Source organism: Caldalkalibacillus salinus, assembly GCF_016745835.1.
Lineage (GTDB): Bacteria > Bacillota > Bacilli > Caldalkalibacillales > JCM-10596 > Caldalkalibacillus_A > Caldalkalibacillus_A salinus.
Genome location: NZ_JAERVL010000012.1, coordinates 15,558 through 32,348, shown reverse-complemented (window position 1 = coordinate 32,348; position 16,791 = coordinate 15,558). Strand labels below are relative to the sequence as shown.

The window sequence follows — 16,791 nt, the reverse complement described above, 5'->3', positions numbered from 1 at the left end:
TGTAAGTAACTAATGTTTAACTTTCTATTTTCATATCGCCCAATTTAATCCAGCCTTTCATTCTCATATACTCGCTTAACATAAGGCTGAGGAGAGCAGGGGCAATAAAATGCAGCAGGGCCACTTTGTAGAATACATCGACGGTAAACCCCATTGTTGTAAAAGTAAAGATTTGTCCGACAAAACCACTTGTCCCCATACCTGAGCCAGCATCGACGTTCTTCATTTCCCATATCACAGTTCCTATCGGAGCAATGAGCGCACCCGCTAACGTTGGCGGGATAAGAATAAGTGGATTTTTAACAATATTTGAGATTTGCAGCATAGACGTCCCGATGCCTTGTGCCACTAAGCCGCCGACCCCATTTTCACGGTAGCTACTGGTCGCAAAGCCGATCATTTGCGCCGCACACCCTATTGTTGCCGCGCCTGCCGCTAACCCATCTAACCCTAGCATAAAGCCCAGTGCTGCACTTGAGATTGGTGCTGTAAGGGCGATGCCCATCAAAGTGGCCACTAAGATCCCCATAATAAAGGGGTGCTGTTCAACGGACCAATTGATGATATGACCGAATTGAACAAGAAGCTGACCGATTCCTTGGCCCACGTAAATGGCAGCAAAATAGCCCACAGCGATGGTGACTAAGGGCGTAAGAATAATATCAATTCGGGTCGATTTAGATATCAATTTGCCAATCTCGGTAGATACAATAGTGGCAATATAAGCACCAGCCGGCCCGCCAACATCAGCACCAGCGATCCCAGTCACCACCGCAGCGAACAAAACCAAAGGCGGGGCTTTGAGAGCGTATGCTACTGCAACGCCTATAGCCGGTCCCATCATGGACATTGCTAAGCTACCCATGTCATATAAAGTGTCGTTCCCAAGCTGCTCTCCGAGAGTACGAATGATAAGACCTATAATCAATGAACTGAATAATCCGAGAGCCATATAAGATAAAGCTGTCACAAAATATGTACGAAATGACAAGTCAATGCCTTTTTTCTGTAATATAGACATCTTGATACCGTCCTCTCCTAGGATAAATAATGCGCAAGAATAAAATAATAGTTGACAGTATACTTATATCACATTAGAGTCAATAAATAAATGACATGTGGAGGGAAACGAGGCATGGATAAAAAGATATGTTTTGTTGGCGCAGGCGCGATGGCTGAGGCGATTGTCAGCGGGTTACTCAACCAGAAGATCGTCAAGCCAGGCCAGATTGCGGTAACAAACAAAGAAGACCGTTTTCGCCTAGATGAGCTCGTTTATAATTTTGGTATCATTGGCGATAACGAACAAAAACACCAATCGATACAAGGAGCAGACATATTAATCCTCGCGATGAAACCAAAGGATATCGCGTCCGCTCTTAACGATATACGTCCCTATACCAGTCCGCATCAACTCGTCATATCGGTGGTTGCAGGTGTCCAAACGAGTATCATATCTGCCCTTCTGGGGCATGAGGCGCCGGTCATTCGCACGATGCCTAACACGTCTGCCATCGTAGGATTATCATCTACAGGGCTATGCCGTGGCCAGTATGCGACAGAAGCACACGTAGAAATAGCTCGTCAGATTTTCGAATCCATCGGTATCGTCATTGTTACAGAGGAAGAGCAGTTAGATGCGATTACAGGGGTATCAGGTAGTGGACCTGCTTACATCTACTACTTAGTGGAAGCCATGATGGCAGGTAGTCGGGATGTGGGCTTAAGTGAGCAGCAAGCCAAGGAAATGATTCTACAAACGCTTATTGGGGCAGCGAACATGTTACTCGAAACGAAACAGGACCCCGCCTACCTTAGAGAACAGGTGACGAGTCCCAATGGCACGACACAAGCAGGGTTAGACACGTTACGAGAGTATGATTTCGATCAAGCTGTTCGAGCATGTATTCGTCGTGCCACAGCACGTTCAAAAGAACTGGGGACGGAATTAAATCAACTCATTGTGCCTAAAGCTTAATGACCAAAGGTAATTGAAGAACACAACATCCCTTCATGATAAGAGCCGGGGCAAGTGGCCATATCATGAAGGGCTTTTTGTTTAGCAATGGTGTTGAGCTTTGTTTATAAAAATGAGTAAAAAACATTAACGAATCTGGGCAGGTGGAATATATTGTAGTGAAACCATCTTTGAGGTGAGGCCATGGCAGTGATAAAGGCAAATGCTGATGATAGAAAGTTACTAGCAAGACTTATACGTGCCGAAGCAGAGGGAGAAGGAAAACTCGGAATGTTATTGGTGGCCAATGTTGGTGTCAACCGCGTTCGGGTCCGTTGTCTGGATTTCGAAGATATTAATAGTGTCGAACGTATGGTTTTCCAAACGCCAGGTGGTTATGAGGCTGTACAGAAACCTTATTTCTACCAAAAGGCGAGACAAAAAGAAATAAGATTAGCTGAGAGGGTCATTAATGGTGAACGTTTTAGACCAGCGGAATTCTCACTATGGTTCTTTCGTCCCGACGGCCCCTGTCCTGACCAATGGTTTGGACAGTGGAATGTAGGTAGATTCAAAGCACATTGCTTCTACCAACCAGATGAAGCAGAATGCGCAGACGTGTATAACGTGTATTAAGTTGAAGTTTGATGCTTTTGGAGGAGGTACATCATGAGTGAAAAAGAAAATGAGAGACAGATGAATCAACCACAAATGGGTGATCAAGGATCTATGATTGCGCCACAATTCCCAACTCAATTACAGGTGCCCACTCCGAGTGGTGCTTCAGGACCGTTCGGGGAGCAAATGGGACCCGGAATGGACCAGATGATGGGCCAAATGCCCGGTGAAATGATGGGCCAAATGCCCGGTGAAATGATGGGCCAAATGCCCGGTGAAATGATGGGTCAAATGCCCGGTGGGATGATGGGCCAAATGCCCGGTGGGATGATGGGCCAAATGCCCGGTGAAATGATGGGCCAGATGCCGGGGCAAATGGGTCAGATGCAAGGCCAAATGGGCGGTCAAACACCAAGTCAAGTGCAAGGGACTCAAGCGCCACAAGTCGGACCTGACGGGATGCTTCCCGTTGAACAGTCCTATGTTGAAAATATTCTACGCTTCAACCGGGGCAAGATGGCAAGAGTATATCAAACATTTGAGTATAACCCGGAATGGCCTGCACGGGTATTTACAGGCGTGATTGAGGCGGCAGGAAGAGATCATATCATCCTATCAAATCCTGAAACAGGTCGACACTATTTGCTTCTCATGGTCAACTTAGATTATGTTGAATTTGAGGAGCCAATCGAATATGTTCCACCGCAGCTCCCGGCAGGTGTGCAAACCATTCAAGATCGATAACCCTTGTGATAGTCAGTCATCATCTCGATGTCCTTTTAGTCTGCTTATTCGTGTATAAATCAAACATTGATAACCTATACTGTGGCTAAACGAGTACATCGAGGTGATTTCATGCTAAAAATGCTACTAGCAAGAGGATGGAAGGGGTTTGTCTCCCGTTATTTAACCATTCTACTTGTACTCTTAGCGATTAACTATATTGTGCAAAATACGGATCAACTGACGGGGCAGGATGAAATGGAGTCAATTGAAGCTTCCGATATGGCAGCCCAAGAGGAGAATATCGGCATGAATGTGGCGTACGAAGTTGTGGATGACACGTTAAATCTTCAATTTCAACTTCAGAATGTCGACTTAAGCCTCGAGCAGATGGACCAAGACGATCAAATGGGCCAAGGTCATATCCACTTATACATTGATGGCGAAAAGGTATCCAAGATATTTGAGACAACATATACCTGGGAAGGTTTAGAACCAGGGCATCATGAAGTCAAAGTTGAGTTGGCACATAACAATCACGAGCCTTACGGAGTAGAAGAAACGTTTAGTATTAACGTCCCAGCCACAGACGAATAATCAGAAAAGTAAGCATGTCCACGAGGGGCATGCTTTTTCTATTGGTTAGGAAGCGACGTTGAGAAGCGACATGAAGTGAGCCGTTATGTTATGATACACCTATAATAGTGGGGAGGGGTTGTATGGGGCGACAATATCATTGCTGTGCTTCTTGCGTTCATTATAGAACCAAAAAAGAGCGTGATCAGAGACGGATGTATTGTGAACGACTAGGCTATGAAACAAAACCTCATTACCAATTTAACTGTTGGCATCCCAAACCAGAGGTCAGAAAGCTCATGCAAAAGGAGGACTCATAAATGCATTTTAAAATGAAAGAACCGAATGGCTTCACAACACAGTTAGAATACGGGGAGTTACATATATCTGGGGACGAGACTTACGGCTACCGTCCCTATCAGCTTATGGTATCCTCCATCGCTGTTTGCAGTGGTGGTGTATTGCGTAAAGTATTAGAGAAAAAAAGATACACGGTTGATGATATCAGTGTGGAGGCTGAGGTTACTCGAAACGAACAAGGCGCCCAAGAGATTCAAAAAATCCATCTTCACTTCCGGGTCGCATGCGCAGGTTTATCGGAACAGCAATTAGAAAAGGCGCTCAATGTCACACGTAAAAACTGTTCGATGGTTCAATCTGTTAAGGACAGTATAGAGATAACGGAGCGCTTTGAATTAGTCTCAAATTAATAAGAAATGAGTCAAGAACAAATAAAAGACACCAGGGATTTGCCCCAAGACCCAGGTACCCTCATGAGGGTACCTAAGGGGTGCTTTTGTGTTCTTGATTCATCTTTTGAATGTCTGCAAAAATCTTCTTCACTTCCTCCTTGGCCGCAGGATTATCAGATACCCAATGCTTGGCAAGCGCTGGCATCGTTTTGTTGATGTGTGAATACAGAGCGAATAACTTCACCTTTTCAATCGTTTCCTCATCGTGGTGTCCCGTTAATAATTCAGCGTACTTTTGTACGAATGCATCAAAAGCATCCTTAAACTCATCATTCATTCATGATCCTCCTCAAGTGTTTATGGTCATGCTAAGTATAGATTTCATCTTTATGTTAACATACCAAAAGTTTGATGAGCATGTCGTGTCATCATCCTCGTCAGGGCCACTTTCACTTCCATGGCTGAGCCGAAGCTGAACGGAGTGTTGCAAAATGATTCTCCGTCATAATAATAAAATCTTCTAATTGTGGTGATAACCACTTGTTTTTGTGTAACGCCATTTGTGTGGTTAAATGTGGCAGTTGTATATCCCAATTTAGTTCAACCATAAGCCCTTCTCTTAACTCATTTTCTATGATCATTTCAGGTAGCATCGCGATCCCTAAGTTCGCTGTGACACATTTTTTAATCGCTTCAAGGCTTACAAATTCTAAGGTGTTTTTTGGTGCCATTTGATTTGTGTACAGGACGTTTTCAAATATATTGCGATACGAACAACCCACCTCTGTAAACAGTATCGTTTCATTTCGTAAATCATCCTGTAGTATGGTTTCGTTTTGAGCAAGGGGGTTGGAAGGGGAAGCGACTAATATTAATCGTTCTTGCAGCAATGGTTTTGTTTTGAGATACGGATTCGGTTTAGGGGTATCCATAATAAAAGCTAGATCAGTCTCTCCTTCTAATAGGCTTTTTGTGGCCGTTTCATCAGAATGAGCAGGCTTGAAGATTAAATTCACAGCTGGATATTTGGCTTTAAAATCCTTCAACAAACGCGGTAAACGATACGTACATTGACTTTCTTGAGCGCCAATTTTAATCGTCCCTGTTTTTTGTTCTGCTTGTACCATCGTTTGTGCCTCCTCCGTTAAGTGCACAATTTGTGAGGCGTATGGTCTTAATCGGTGGCCGGCCTGTGTGAGCACGATTTTTTTTCCTAAACGTTCGAATAAGGGGAGATTGAGTTGTTGTTCGAGGCTTTTTATTTGAGCCGTCACGCTAGACTGTGCATATTGAAGTTTGTCGGCGGTCTTAGTAAAGTTCATGGTTTCACATGCCACTAAAAATGTCTTCAAATGTTTAATATCCATGCTTGACCTCCAATTGATCATTATTTTCGATTGAAACGATCGCAAATATCATCTTTAACGATGATAATAAAGAGTTTAAAGTAATGGTATAACATATTCAACTAGGAGGAGGAAAAAAAAGATGAGAAATCTTTTACTCATTAATGGACATGAACCATTTGAAAGAGCGCCAGGAAGGCTAAATACAACGATGATTAACACGATAAGAGATGTATGTTGTCGAGAGTTTAATATTAAAATGACCCATGTTGTTAAAGGGTACCAAGTGAAAGAGGAAATTGAAAAATTCAAATGGGCTGACATCGTCGTGCTACAAACGCCTATCTATTGGTTCAATGTACCTGGGGTTTTAAAGACATACATGGACCATGTCTTTATTCCAGAGGTGTTTTTTACGAAATCGAATCAGTTCGGGCGTGGGGGGTTATTAACAGAGAAAGCATATATGCTATCGGTTTCATGGGGAGCCAAACAGAAAGAATTTAGTGCTTCATCAAGTGATTTTTTGGATGGGTATAACGAAGATCAAGTCCTGTTTCCCATCCACAAAACTTTCGAGTATTGTGGGTTTAAGCAATTACCTACATTTTCTATACATTCAGCAATGAATCTAACTTTTTCAATCAACACATATAAGGACCAACTAAAAGAGCACTTACAATCGCATTTATTACAGAATCAATGAACCAATAGAACGGAATAGGACCGAAAGAACTCAAAAGAAAGGTCAAGGGACACTAAAGGGATCCCACATTGAATCTCGCATTGCATAAAAGGGGTTATTGCTAAACATATTATAACGTAACAACGCTAACCACAAAGGCTTACCTTTGCATGGGGTCTATTAAAAATAAACTGAGTAGAGGTAAAGCATTTACAGAAGACAGAGTGTTACGGAGGGCCCGCAATGAAGATAGGTTCACATGTGAGCATACGTCATGGCTATTATGGTGCCGCGTCACATGCGTTTGACATTGGCGCCACCGCTTTTCAATACTTTCCTAAAAATCCTCGAAGTATACAAATCAAAGACTTTAACCGGGAGGATGCTGAGCGTTGCGCCGCTTTTTGCCAAGAGAAAGGATTAGTGTCCGTTGCACATACCCCGTACCCAACCAGTCTGTGTGTAGACAGAGAGGAAGATAGACAAGGCATGATCGACTCCATCCGCAATGATTTAGATATCGCTGACGCTTGCGGGTCGATCGGTATCGTTGTTCACTTTGGCAAACACCATAGTGATGATCCCTTAGAAGGGTACCAAATGATGATCAGCATGCTAGATGACATCCTTGAACCATGGGAAGGCGACACCTTATTACTACTAGAAAATAATGCAGGACAAGGCCTAAAAATGGGAACCACACTAGAAGAACTGGTACAGGTGAGAGAGCTGTGTCAATATCCTTCTAAGATCGGTTTTTGTCTAGATACTTGCCACGCTTTTGCCAGCGGGATTTGGAACGGTGAAAATTGGGAAGAGGTAGTAGAGAAAGGCTCTGAACTCGGGTTTTTTGAAGATTTAAAAGTGGTCCACCTCAATGATTCCCGATATCCAACACAATCGTATCGGGATCGACATGCCAATGTAGGAAAGGGTGAGATCGGTGAAGCTGCCTTTCGTGCAATGTTAAACGCCAATGTGATGCAAACCATACCGTGCGTGCTAGAAACACCCAAGTCAGATACTTACACGCATAAGGATGAGATTCAGTATGTTAACACCCTACTTAAGGGTGATACATAAGTGCTTCAATTGTGCTAAAACACAAAGCATGTCTAAAGTGATATTGAAATGGCGGGAACTGGAGTAAAACGAAAAGGTTCATCATAGGGTCTCAAACCCTCATATACTGTGTAGTAGGCGTAACCATAAAAAGTGACTAAGGGAGAGGAATGAAATGGTGAAGTTCACTTGGGTTGGAGGGCCTACTTTTTTATTAGAGGTAGGAGACTTACGGATTTTAACGGACCCGGTGTTTGGCGAAGGAGATTTGGCCTTTATTATGACAGATGATCCTGCTACAGGGGAAGCACTCGCGCCAGTCAAGCGCCATGTCCCCTTCAAGAAGGTTAACATTGAGGAGGTAGATCTGGTCCTGCTTAGTCATCTACATAGTGATCACTTTGACCTTGCTGCAGAGTCTCAATTGCCACAAACCATCCCCATGATCGTTTCCTCTTATGACGCACCAAAGTTAAAGGCCAGAGGGTATGAAAAAGTACAGGTCTTGGACTGGTGGCAAGCATGCCCGCTTTATAAGAACGGTGCTGAAGTGACGCTGACCGCTGTCCCTGCACGCCATGCCCACTCAGACCATCTGAATCGGGATTTGGGCGTCGTTAATGGCTACTGGCTCTCATGTACCAATCGTAGTACCCCGTACACGCACAACATTTACTGGACAGGAGACACCGTATGGTTTGAGGGTATGAGGAATATTAGTCATAAGTTGGGTAAACCGGATGTTTTAGTCCCTCATATGGGGGCAGAGGGAGAGGCTGGTCCGCTTGGGCGCTTAACCCTGAATGCGTCTGATACAGTGAAAATGATGCAATGGTTTAACCCGCACTTTCTCATTCCTATACACCACCACACTTTTTCCCATTATGTTGAATCGGTTGAGGTACTCTTTGATCTTCTTTCCGACCTTAAGCAACGAGAGCGTGTCGTCATACTCGAGGAAGGAAAAAGCATGATTTTGAGCGAAGAGGGAAAAATACAGATGGACTGATCAGTGGAGGGGCATGCGATATGTGGTTAAGGAGAAAAAGAAGAAAAAGGATGGCAAAGGACCTAGAAGCGCTACTAACAGACGGGCACCTGTCTGGCGAAGAACCAGAAGAGCGGGCCGTAGATGCCTTACTGCCAAAGTACGAATCCCGTCAGGAAGCCGAGCAGGACCCGATAGAAGAAGAAACGAAAATCGTACAAAAAGTCGTTGAAGAGGAATATGACAGATACCGTTAAAGCAATGCGCGTAACGCTGACCTAAATCTTTCACGATCCGCTTTAGTGAAGGGTTTAGGTCCTTTTGTTTTTTGACCGCTTTTTCTCGCCTTTGCCTGCGAATAACGCGTATCGAGTAGAGAGGAGATGTTTTCTTCTGTATATTGGAAACCGAGATGGTGTAGAGCGCAACACCCTCTAGCTAAAGCCAATGCGGCAAGCCCATAATCTTGGGTGATAATGAGGTCACCTTGCCTCGCTTCTTTCATGATGCGATAATCGGCAGCATCAGCCCCTGTATCTACATAAATGGTATGAACGCCTTCTGGATTGGTGGGACTGTAGTGAGCAAAACTGCGCACGAGTGTCACGGGTATGTTCGCTTTTTTTGCTTCGTCAATAATCTCATCTTTTACGGGACATGCGTCCGCATCAACATAAATGTGCATACTCATTCTCCTTTTTTATAAAAGTATACGCCGTTCACGCGTCAGTTGACAAACTGTTGAGCTAGAACAGCCCACTCCAATCGCTTCAACCCTCTGCAAAAACCGCTTGTCATATCGTAACCGCTCACTGGCTTGACTGTTCTTAAGTGCTGGGTCACATCCGTTACATCTAGTGCATCAAACCAATCCTCTCGTGATGGCGGAGAGAGCCGTATATCGGGCCAAACGTCGGTGAGCGCAGGACTATAGAGTGGGGGTGCCTGTGGTTTCAGTTTACAGCCGATCAGCCTTTCTTCACCATAGGGCTCAGAAGGGGAAGACACCCGACGTGACGTGAACACCTCAGACCAAAAATCCATGCGAGAGCCCGTGTGTGGTGTTTGGGTTGCGAATGAGATCGCACCTTCTCTTACCACCTGTGGCCCGAATAGTAAACCATACAAACGCTTCCCTACGTCAATACGTTCTGACACCTGACTGAAATCCTGAATCGTCTGACCTCCTAAACGCGTGAACGTAGAGGAGGAGAAGAGTGACGTATGATAAGGAAACACGACGTTCGTCAATTGTAACAAGCCCTGCAGGTGAAAAGCGAGTGTGTCTAGTACCGTTTCTTTGTAATAAGGGTGCTGTACCACTCTTTTTTCAATGTATTGTTGTTCATTCATAATCATGGCCACTGTCAGGAGTGCGGAGGACCGTTTTTCATAAAAGTAGGCCCAAATCGGTCGCATGAATGCTGATACGTGGAACGATGGTAACAAATGAAACATAGGCCTCTGACGCTTTTTACTCTCAGCATAGAGTAACAATTGTGGAAAGGCATCCTGAAAGATATAGGCGTTGCACCGTTCTAGGAAAGAGAAGAAATCCTTTTGTTTTTGTTGAGATAAAATACGAAACAACAACGCGCCTTTTAAATCGGTCATGCTCCAACCGCCATTCCTAGAAACCATATGAGCCAAAAAAGCCCAGTGCACTTCGGGGTGCTGCTTATAAAAATCAAGGTAAGCTGCTGTGCGTGTGACGTTGTTACGGTTATATGTGCGGACCTGCTCGTTAATCCTCGCGATAACAAGATTGTCCTGTTCACTGAACGCGTTTGTCTGCGCCAAATGTAGGTCTGAAGCGTTCTTCGTATGGTTCAGTTGGCTCGTCAATCCCTGCTCGATGTGCTGAATCGCTTGAGGATCGATTTTTAATGCCTGATGATCGCCCCCTAACACACTGAGCGTTTGATGGGCAAGACTTCCTATTTTCTCTTTCATGGTGTATGCTATATGTTTAGATAGATGTGTGAGTTTGAAACGTGTCTGAGGGTCTGGTGACTGGGACGTACCGTTCATTTTAGGCATTTAACCACCTCCCTCATTTATATATATTAGGAGGAATGAAAATGAGTGTACATCGTGCTATATCCGCACATTCTAGAAGACAGAACGAAGCCTTGCAACGCTTCTTAGCATTAGATGAAGAGCGGGAACGTTATATTCAGGAAGCGATTGACCGCTGTAGTCGAGGGGAATCGTTTACCGTTGAACATATTAATCGGGTGACCCGAGAGATACAGACATTGGCTCAAAAAGAGGTTGTACCGCACCGTCAGTTTGTCACGACCGAAATGGTGAAGGATGCCGTTCAACAGAAGGGCTCTCAACGATAACAGTATGTTATAAAGAGTGAAAGATCATCTGTGGTCATGAGTGAAGCGCCCTCACATAGGGTAAGCTAAAGTTTATACAATCACGTTTATGAAAACGAAGCAACGTATAGACTGATCGTTCATTGGGAGGTTCACCATGCCACGAATCGTCTCCGTCGGAACGTACCAATCACCGTTCCTGACGAAACAAGAGGATGTACTAGATCTGGCCCGAGAGCTATTTGAAGATCACTTTGATGATATTAATCGCTTACTTACCGTTTTTGAGAACGGTCAGATTCACACCCGTTCATTAGCGGTCCCGTTAAGCTGGTTAAAAGAAACGCACGATTGGCAAGCCAAAAATGATATGTACATAGAACTAGCCACACGTTTCGGATGTGACGCCATTCGGTCCTGCTTAACGCATGACACATTTCTGAAAACGGCAGTTGATGTACAGGATATAGACGCGATCATCTATATCTCTAGTACAGGACTGTCCACGCCAAGTATTGAAGCAAAAATCATGAATGAACTTCAATTCCATCCACATACGAAGCGTATCCCAATTTGGGGTCTCGGGTGCGCGGGTGGCGCAGCAGGTTTAGCCCGAGCTTATGAATACTGTCTCGCTTATCCCAAAGCGAAAGTGCTCGTATTGACAACAGAGCTGTGTAGTTTAACGTTTTTACATCATGATAAATCTAAGAGTAACCTTGTGGGGAGTTCTTTATTTTCAGACGGAGTCGCTTGTGCCCTTATCGTGGGTGACGATACGGATATGAAGATGTTACAGTCCCGTCCTTATCCTTATATTAGAGGAGCGGAAAGCACCCTAATGCCTCATTCAGAGGGGGTCATGGGTTGGAATGTGACCAACGAAGGGTTGCAAGTCGTATTCTCCAGAGACATTCCTCATATCGTTAGACAATGGTTAAAACCTAATATAGAAGAATTTTTGCAGCAGTTCGGGCTAGACGTCTCTTTTATCCGACACTTCGTGGCCCATCCGGGTGGAAGAAAAGTACTAGAAGCGTACCAGCATGCGTTAGGCTTTGAACCATGGATGATTGATACCTCCTCCGACATTCTAAAAAAGTACGGCAACATGTCCTCTGCAACAGTCTTATACGTGCTCCAACAATTTATGGAGAGTGTACGTCGTGAACGAGATTTGGGACTCATAACCGCCCTAGGGCCAGGTTTCAGTTCCGAATTATTGCTCGTCGAGTGGACAAGTTGAGAAGGAAGGAGGAACATCATGTTTTTCAGTATACTCATCGCCATCGTTGTGTTGCAGCGCTGTGTGGAACTTCAAGTGGCCAAAGGAAATGAAAAATGGATTCGGTCACAAGGTGGATATGAGGTGGGAGAAGCGCACTATAAACTCATTGTGGCCATGCATCTGTTATTTTTTGTATCGCTCATTACTGAGGTGCAGTATCATCAACGTGAATTAGCGTCATGGTGGGTTTTACCCTTTATCCTTTTTATTGTGGCCCAAGGTTTACGGGTGTGGAGTTTAACGTCACTCGGAAGGTTTTGGAATACCAAAATCATGGTTTTACCGGACCATTCACTAGTGAAAAAGGGGCCTTATCGTTACCTCAAGCATCCTAATTATGTGGTTGTAGCGACGGAGATATTGGCCTTACCATTCATTTTTCAAGCTTATTTTACACTGATTGTGTTTACGATCCTTAACGCTTTCGTTTTACGATTCATTCGTATCCCTGCTGAGGAGAGAGCGCTAGGGATCATACGCACAGAAGAAACGGACAAATCATAGAAAAGGTATTCACATGGGAGAACAGTTCGCGTGACTGTTTTCTGCTGGTTTGCTTAGGTTTAGGGAGGATGTTAATCATGAATACATTCCATACTTTTGGTTTGAAACAAGAAGTTTTAAAAGCGATAAAAGATTTATATTTTAAGGAGCCAACGCCTATTCAAGAGAAGACGGTGCCACTTGCCTTAGAGGGGAAGGACTTAATTGGACAGGCACAAACGGGGACAGGGAAGACGGCGGCGTTTGTCATCCCCATTCTTGAGAAGATAGACCCTGAGATGAAGGATATACAAGCCCTCATCATGACGCCAACCAGGGAGTTGGCCATTCAGATCACCGAAGATATTAGAGATTTGAGCCGCTATATGGACGTTCATACCGTCTGCCTACACGGGGGTAGAGATATCCAAGCTCAAATCAATAAATTTAAACAAAATGTACATATCGTCGTGGGGACGCCTGGTCGTATTTTAGATCACTTGCAACGGGAGACACTGCACTTTGGTCGAATTCACACACTTGTTCTAGATGAAGCGGATAAAATGTTGGAAATGGGATTCCAAGAAGAAGTCGAGCTGATCATAGCCAATACGGCGACTCAGAAACAAACGCTGTTGTTCTCAGCCACCATGCCTGACCGGGTCAAACAACTCGCTCATCGGTTTATGCATCAGCCCCCTCACATCCGTATAGGGACACAACAAACGTCAGAGCAAGTCCGTCAGTATTATTATGTCATTAATCAAAGTGAGAAAGCGGATCATCTCAAATACCTGGTGGAGAAAATAACGCCTTTCTTGTGCATTGTTTTCGTTAATACACAGAAAAGGGTAGAGCTGATCACCCATGATCTGCAATCTTTAGGATTAGAGGCTAAGGCCTTACACGGCGGATTTTCCCAAAATAAACGAGAGAGAATTATGAAGGACTTCCGGGACATGAAGTTTCAATATTTAGTGTGTACGGATATCGCCGCAAGAGGACTCGATGTCGAAGGCGTGACACATGTCATCAACTTTGATCTCCCTTCAGACACAGAGAGCTATATACATCGTGTGGGGAGAACGGGTCGTGCGAATGAAGAAGGGGTGGCCATCTCCTTCGTCTCTCCAAAACAAAAAAGTATTATGCGTAAAATTGAATCTGCTATTGGCCAACCGATAGAAGAGCGAATACTATCATCAGAGCAGGGTGTATTCGACCTTCCGGAAAGAAAACAAGAAGGTCATCAGCCCCGAAAAAGACATAAGCATGCACCCACACGATCTAAAAACGTTCGAACGACGGACAAGGACCCATCCGAACATCAACAAAGTGGAAGAGAGGGCTCAGCGAAAAAGGGAGTAGCGTCAAAACCTTCATCTGCTAACCCGAAGCAAAAGCACAAACCCAAAAAAGTTAAACCGGGTTATAAAAAGAAGATCGCCATGGAAAAGAAGAAACAGGAACAAAAAGGGAAAAGAAAACGCATTCAACAACAAGTGAACGAACGGTTAAAAAAGCAAAGACGTCAACAAAACTAAAACCGCAGCACCATTAAAACCTTAGTACTAAGGCTTGTCCGTGTCCATGGTTGACGAACCCTATGGTCGATCGACATGAGTGACACGGATATAGCCACATCACCGCATTAGTATGTCTTTTTGATCTTTCTGAGAAGTTCCTCTTCACTATCGGCATACTCATACCACAAGTAATAATAATCGTACTTCATGGCAAAATCTTGACGAATTCCTCGCGCCATAGTGAGAGCCACAAGACCACACACGATCAAGAAAAAGATAAAAAATCCAAAAAATTCAACATAACTGGTTCCCATCGTCATATAAGTTCCCCCTTTATCATCCATGTATATGGGGGACAGACCAATATATGAATAAAAAAGTAAAGTGAAGTAAAAAGGAGAGAAGGCATGTTTTCTTTCCTTTTTTTGTTGGCAATAATGCTAATAATTTCTATTTATCCGGGAGTTTAGACACTATTATAGAAAAGACCAACAAAAGGAATTTAAGAGTTTCGAATGGTTGTGGTACAATGTCTTCGATTCATTTATAAAATAATTTTTATGTACAATTTAGGAGGATAACATGAACCATCATACACGTGTTTTATTATTAATATTGTTAATTGGAGCTGGGATTAGTGGTTTAACACTGGTGCTTGCTCAAACTGATGAACTGGCGGAGACAATGTTTGTTGTCGACGGTGAGGAGGTGGCTGCAGACGATCCGATCATGCTGAGAGATGGCCGATTGTTTGTCCCCGTCCGCTTTGTCTCGCAGTCATTAGGGGCTGTAATGGAGTGGGAACAAGCGACCTCTTCGTTACATATTACTTCTCAGGCAGATGACCAAATGACATTCACACTGGATAGTAAGATCATTAAATTCAACGGTGAAGAGTACATTCTCGATGCGGCTCCGTTTCTTCATGACGGAAGAACATACCTTCCTGTGAGACATGTGGCTGAACTGTTACACGCAAAAGTCTATTGGGAAAGAGACAAAAAGCGGGTACACATCATAGATAAACCGTTACACGTTGTGCAAGAAGGGGAGACATTACAAGAGATTAGTGAAGCGGTTGATATCCCCATCGATGAACTGAGAGAACGGAACGATATACATGATGTTCAAGCGTCTGTGGCCGCCGTTAACTTAGATCAGAACCAGGAGGAAGAGCAAGAAATCGCTGCTGAGGATACCACAGAAGAAGATGATACAACGGTGAATGGTGAGCCGTCATACCAAGAGAGTGATGGGACAGAAGAGAGCGACGGCACGTCTGAAGATGGACAAGCAATAGACGAAGACCAAACGTCTGAAGATGGACAAGAAACAGATGAAGACCAAACGTCTGAAGATGGAGAAACAGATGAGGACCAAACGTCCGAAGATGGACAAGAAACAGACGAGGACCAAACGTCTGAAGATGGACAAGAAACAGATGAGGACCAAACATCACAAGATAACCAAGGATCAGAAGAAGAACCGAGAACAGAAGAGGATCAAGAATCTGAAGAGAACCAGGCGTCCGAGGATGAACAGAGCGCTGAAGAGGACAAGCTAACAGAAGAAGAATTATTGCAAGCGCTAGAGGATTATGAAAATGGTAAGATCCTCAAAGCGGGGCAAGAACTGAGAGTCGTGATTCCTCAAGTCACGGAAAATAAACTTGATGAGAAAGAGCTTGAACTCCTAGCACGCATCATCTACGTTGAGGCAGGCTATGAACCCTTTAAGGGACAAGTTGCTGTTGGTAACGTCGTCATGAACCGTGTAGAGAGTGCCTATTTTCCTAATAGTATTCGAGACGTGATCTACCAGCCGAATCAATTCACCCCTGTAAGAAACGGCAGATTTCACTCTGCAGTACCGAGTGAAACAGCTTATCTCGCCGCTCGGGAAGTGTTTGCTGGTACAGAATATGTTGGAGATGCGTTGTATTTCTATAACCCTAGACTCGCCGATAACGCATTTTTCCGCTCACGGGAAGTGGTGGCTGATATAGCAAACCACCGTTTTCTTAGATAAAGGACACCTTAGACCCTGTGACCTGCGGGCCTGTTACAGGGAGAGGAAGATGACTGTCAATATTTTTTGTAAAAAGTATTGACACCCAATTTAATTCAATATATGATTAGTATCAACATTTCAAAACACAAACGATTAAACATCAAGACCAACTTTACATTGTGAACAACTTCATACACGCTATATCTTATCCAGAGAGGTGGAGGGACTGACCCTATGAAACCTCGGCAACCAGCATTAACGATTAATGCCCGGTGCCAATTTCAGAGTGATGGATGATTTGATCCACTCCGAAGATGAGATGAACGGTAGCATTGATAACTAGATTTTATCTAGTCATGAATACTAGCCCTTCTCTCATTTGAGTGAAGGGCTTTTTATATTTTAGGAGGTGGGGAGAACGGAGAACGGGAGAACATACCATACAAATTGAACACAGAACATTTCCAAGATTCAGAAGATAAGGATAGTCGAGGCCCATTTCCACTATGA

General features: G+C 44.0%; 20 protein-coding genes and 1 riboswitch. Of the genes, 14 read left to right on the top strand and 6 right to left on the bottom strand.

Annotation, left to right across the window (positions count from 1 at the left end):
* Positions 1 to 16: 16 nt before the first annotated feature.
* On the bottom strand, positions 17 to 1,021 hold the full coding sequence (locus JKM87_RS08230) for a PTS sugar transporter subunit IIC (RefSeq protein WP_202079864.1): 1,005 nt from the start codon (positions 1,019 to 1,021) through the stop codon (positions 17 to 19).
* A gap of 114 nt (positions 1,022 to 1,135) precedes the next feature.
* On the opposite strand from JKM87_RS08230, the gene proC reads away from it, so the two are divergent.
* From proC to JKM87_RS08205, 5 genes are all read left to right on the top strand, one after another.
* Entirely contained in the window at positions 1,136 to 1,978 is an 843-nt protein-coding gene (proC, locus tag JKM87_RS08225; protein WP_202079863.1) for a pyrroline-5-carboxylate reductase, read from the top strand.
* Between the two features lie 183 nt (positions 1,979 to 2,161).
* Complete coding sequence (locus JKM87_RS08220; protein ID WP_202079862.1) at positions 2,162 to 2,593, top strand: cell wall hydrolase; 432 nt, start codon at positions 2,162 to 2,164, stop codon at positions 2,591 to 2,593.
* A gap of 180 nt (positions 2,594 to 2,773) precedes the next feature.
* Positions 2,774 to 3,319: a spore coat protein GerQ gene (gene gerQ, locus JKM87_RS18200; protein ID WP_419761848.1), complete on the top strand. Its 546-nt coding sequence runs from the start codon at positions 2,774 to 2,776 to the stop codon at positions 3,317 to 3,319.
* Between the two features lie 111 nt (positions 3,320 to 3,430).
* Positions 3,431 to 3,895 (top strand): hypothetical protein, encoded by a 465-nt coding sequence (locus JKM87_RS08210; protein WP_202079861.1) that lies wholly within the window; start codon positions 3,431 to 3,433, stop codon positions 3,893 to 3,895.
* Between the two features lie 299 nt (positions 3,896 to 4,194).
* Positions 4,195 to 4,584: an OsmC family protein gene (locus JKM87_RS08205; RefSeq protein ID WP_202079860.1), complete on the top strand. Its 390-nt coding sequence runs from the start codon at positions 4,195 to 4,197 to the stop codon at positions 4,582 to 4,584.
* Positions 4,585 to 4,657: 73 nt separating this feature from the next.
* Here the strand turns inward: JKM87_RS08205 and JKM87_RS08200 are convergent, their stop codons facing one another.
* Positions 4,658 to 4,903 (bottom strand): DUF2573 family protein, encoded by a 246-nt coding sequence (locus JKM87_RS08200; RefSeq protein ID WP_202079859.1) that lies wholly within the window; start codon positions 4,901 to 4,903, stop codon positions 4,658 to 4,660.
* A 112-nt stretch (positions 4,904 to 5,015) separates the two neighbouring features.
* A complete protein-coding gene (locus JKM87_RS08195; protein ID WP_202079858.1) occupies positions 5,016 to 5,933 on the bottom strand; it encodes a LysR family transcriptional regulator in 918 nt (305 codons plus the stop codon).
* Between the two features lie 121 nt (positions 5,934 to 6,054).
* Here JKM87_RS08195 and JKM87_RS08190 point away from each other — a divergent pair, with 121 nt between their 5' ends.
* The 4 genes from JKM87_RS08190 (at position 6,055) to JKM87_RS08175 (ending at position 8,904) form a co-directional block, all read left to right on the top strand.
* Positions 6,055 to 6,618, top strand: a complete 564-nt coding sequence (locus JKM87_RS08190; protein WP_202079857.1) for an NAD(P)H-dependent oxidoreductase — start codon at positions 6,055 to 6,057, stop codon at positions 6,616 to 6,618.
* Between the two features lie 222 nt (positions 6,619 to 6,840).
* Positions 6,841 to 7,680 (top strand): deoxyribonuclease IV, encoded by an 840-nt coding sequence (locus JKM87_RS08185; protein ID WP_202079856.1) that lies wholly within the window; start codon positions 6,841 to 6,843, stop codon positions 7,678 to 7,680.
* 154 nt (positions 7,681 to 7,834) lie between these two features.
* A complete protein-coding gene (locus JKM87_RS08180; protein ID WP_202079855.1) occupies positions 7,835 to 8,668 on the top strand; it encodes an MBL fold metallo-hydrolase in 834 nt (277 codons plus the stop codon).
* 20 nt (positions 8,669 to 8,688) lie between these two features.
* Positions 8,689 to 8,904: a hypothetical protein gene (locus JKM87_RS08175; RefSeq protein ID WP_202079854.1), complete on the top strand. Its 216-nt coding sequence runs from the start codon at positions 8,689 to 8,691 to the stop codon at positions 8,902 to 8,904.
* Here the strand turns inward: JKM87_RS08175 and JKM87_RS08170 are convergent.
* Positions 8,901 to 9,332, bottom strand: coding sequence for a YaiI/YqxD family protein (locus tag JKM87_RS08170; RefSeq protein WP_202079853.1), 432 nt, complete (start codon positions 9,330 to 9,332; stop codon positions 8,901 to 8,903). The genes JKM87_RS08175 and JKM87_RS08170 overlap by 4 nt on opposite strands.
* A 41-nt stretch (positions 9,333 to 9,373) precedes the next feature.
* Positions 9,374 to 10,687 carry a DUF2515 domain-containing protein gene (locus JKM87_RS08165; protein WP_202079852.1) on the bottom strand — a complete coding sequence of 438 codons (1,314 nt, stop codon included), beginning with the start codon at positions 10,685 to 10,687 and terminating at the stop codon, positions 9,374 to 9,376.
* A gap of 41 nt (positions 10,688 to 10,728) precedes the next feature.
* On the opposite strand from JKM87_RS08165, the gene JKM87_RS08160 reads away from it, so the two are divergent.
* The 4 genes from JKM87_RS08160 (at position 10,729) to JKM87_RS08145 (ending at position 14,289) form a co-directional block, all read left to right on the top strand.
* On the top strand, positions 10,729 to 10,995 hold the full coding sequence (locus JKM87_RS08160; RefSeq protein ID WP_202079851.1) for a DUF2533 family protein: 267 nt from the start codon (positions 10,729 to 10,731) through the stop codon (positions 10,993 to 10,995).
* A 136-nt stretch (positions 10,996 to 11,131) separates the two neighbouring features.
* On the top strand, positions 11,132 to 12,220 hold the full coding sequence (locus JKM87_RS08155) for a type III polyketide synthase (RefSeq protein ID WP_202079850.1): 1,089 nt from the start codon (positions 11,132 to 11,134) through the stop codon (positions 12,218 to 12,220).
* Between the two features lie 18 nt (positions 12,221 to 12,238).
* Positions 12,239 to 12,766 (top strand): isoprenylcysteine carboxyl methyltransferase family protein, encoded by a 528-nt coding sequence (locus tag JKM87_RS08150; protein WP_202079849.1) that lies wholly within the window; start codon positions 12,239 to 12,241, stop codon positions 12,764 to 12,766.
* A gap of 77 nt (positions 12,767 to 12,843) precedes the next feature.
* The gene (locus tag JKM87_RS08145; protein WP_236838698.1) at positions 12,844 to 14,289 is read left to right on the top strand and encodes a DEAD/DEAH box helicase; all 1,446 of its coding nucleotides are present in this window, start codon (positions 12,844 to 12,846) and stop codon (positions 14,287 to 14,289) included.
* Between the two features lie 107 nt (positions 14,290 to 14,396).
* On the opposite strand, the gene JKM87_RS08140 is transcribed toward JKM87_RS08145, so the two are convergent.
* The gene (locus tag JKM87_RS08140) at positions 14,397 to 14,591 is read right to left on the bottom strand and encodes a hypothetical protein (RefSeq protein ID WP_202079848.1); all 195 of its coding nucleotides are present in this window, start codon (positions 14,589 to 14,591) and stop codon (positions 14,397 to 14,399) included.
* Between the two features lie 262 nt (positions 14,592 to 14,853).
* Here JKM87_RS08140 and JKM87_RS08135 point away from each other — a divergent pair, with 262 nt between their 5' ends.
* Positions 14,854 to 16,299, top strand: a complete 1,446-nt coding sequence (locus JKM87_RS08135) for a cell wall hydrolase (protein ID WP_202079847.1) — start codon at positions 14,854 to 14,856, stop codon at positions 16,297 to 16,299.
* A 184-nt stretch (positions 16,300 to 16,483) separates the two neighbouring features.
* Positions 16,484 to 16,602: riboswitch (SAM riboswitch) on the top strand.
* The last annotated feature ends 189 nt before the right edge of the window (positions 16,603 to 16,791 follow it).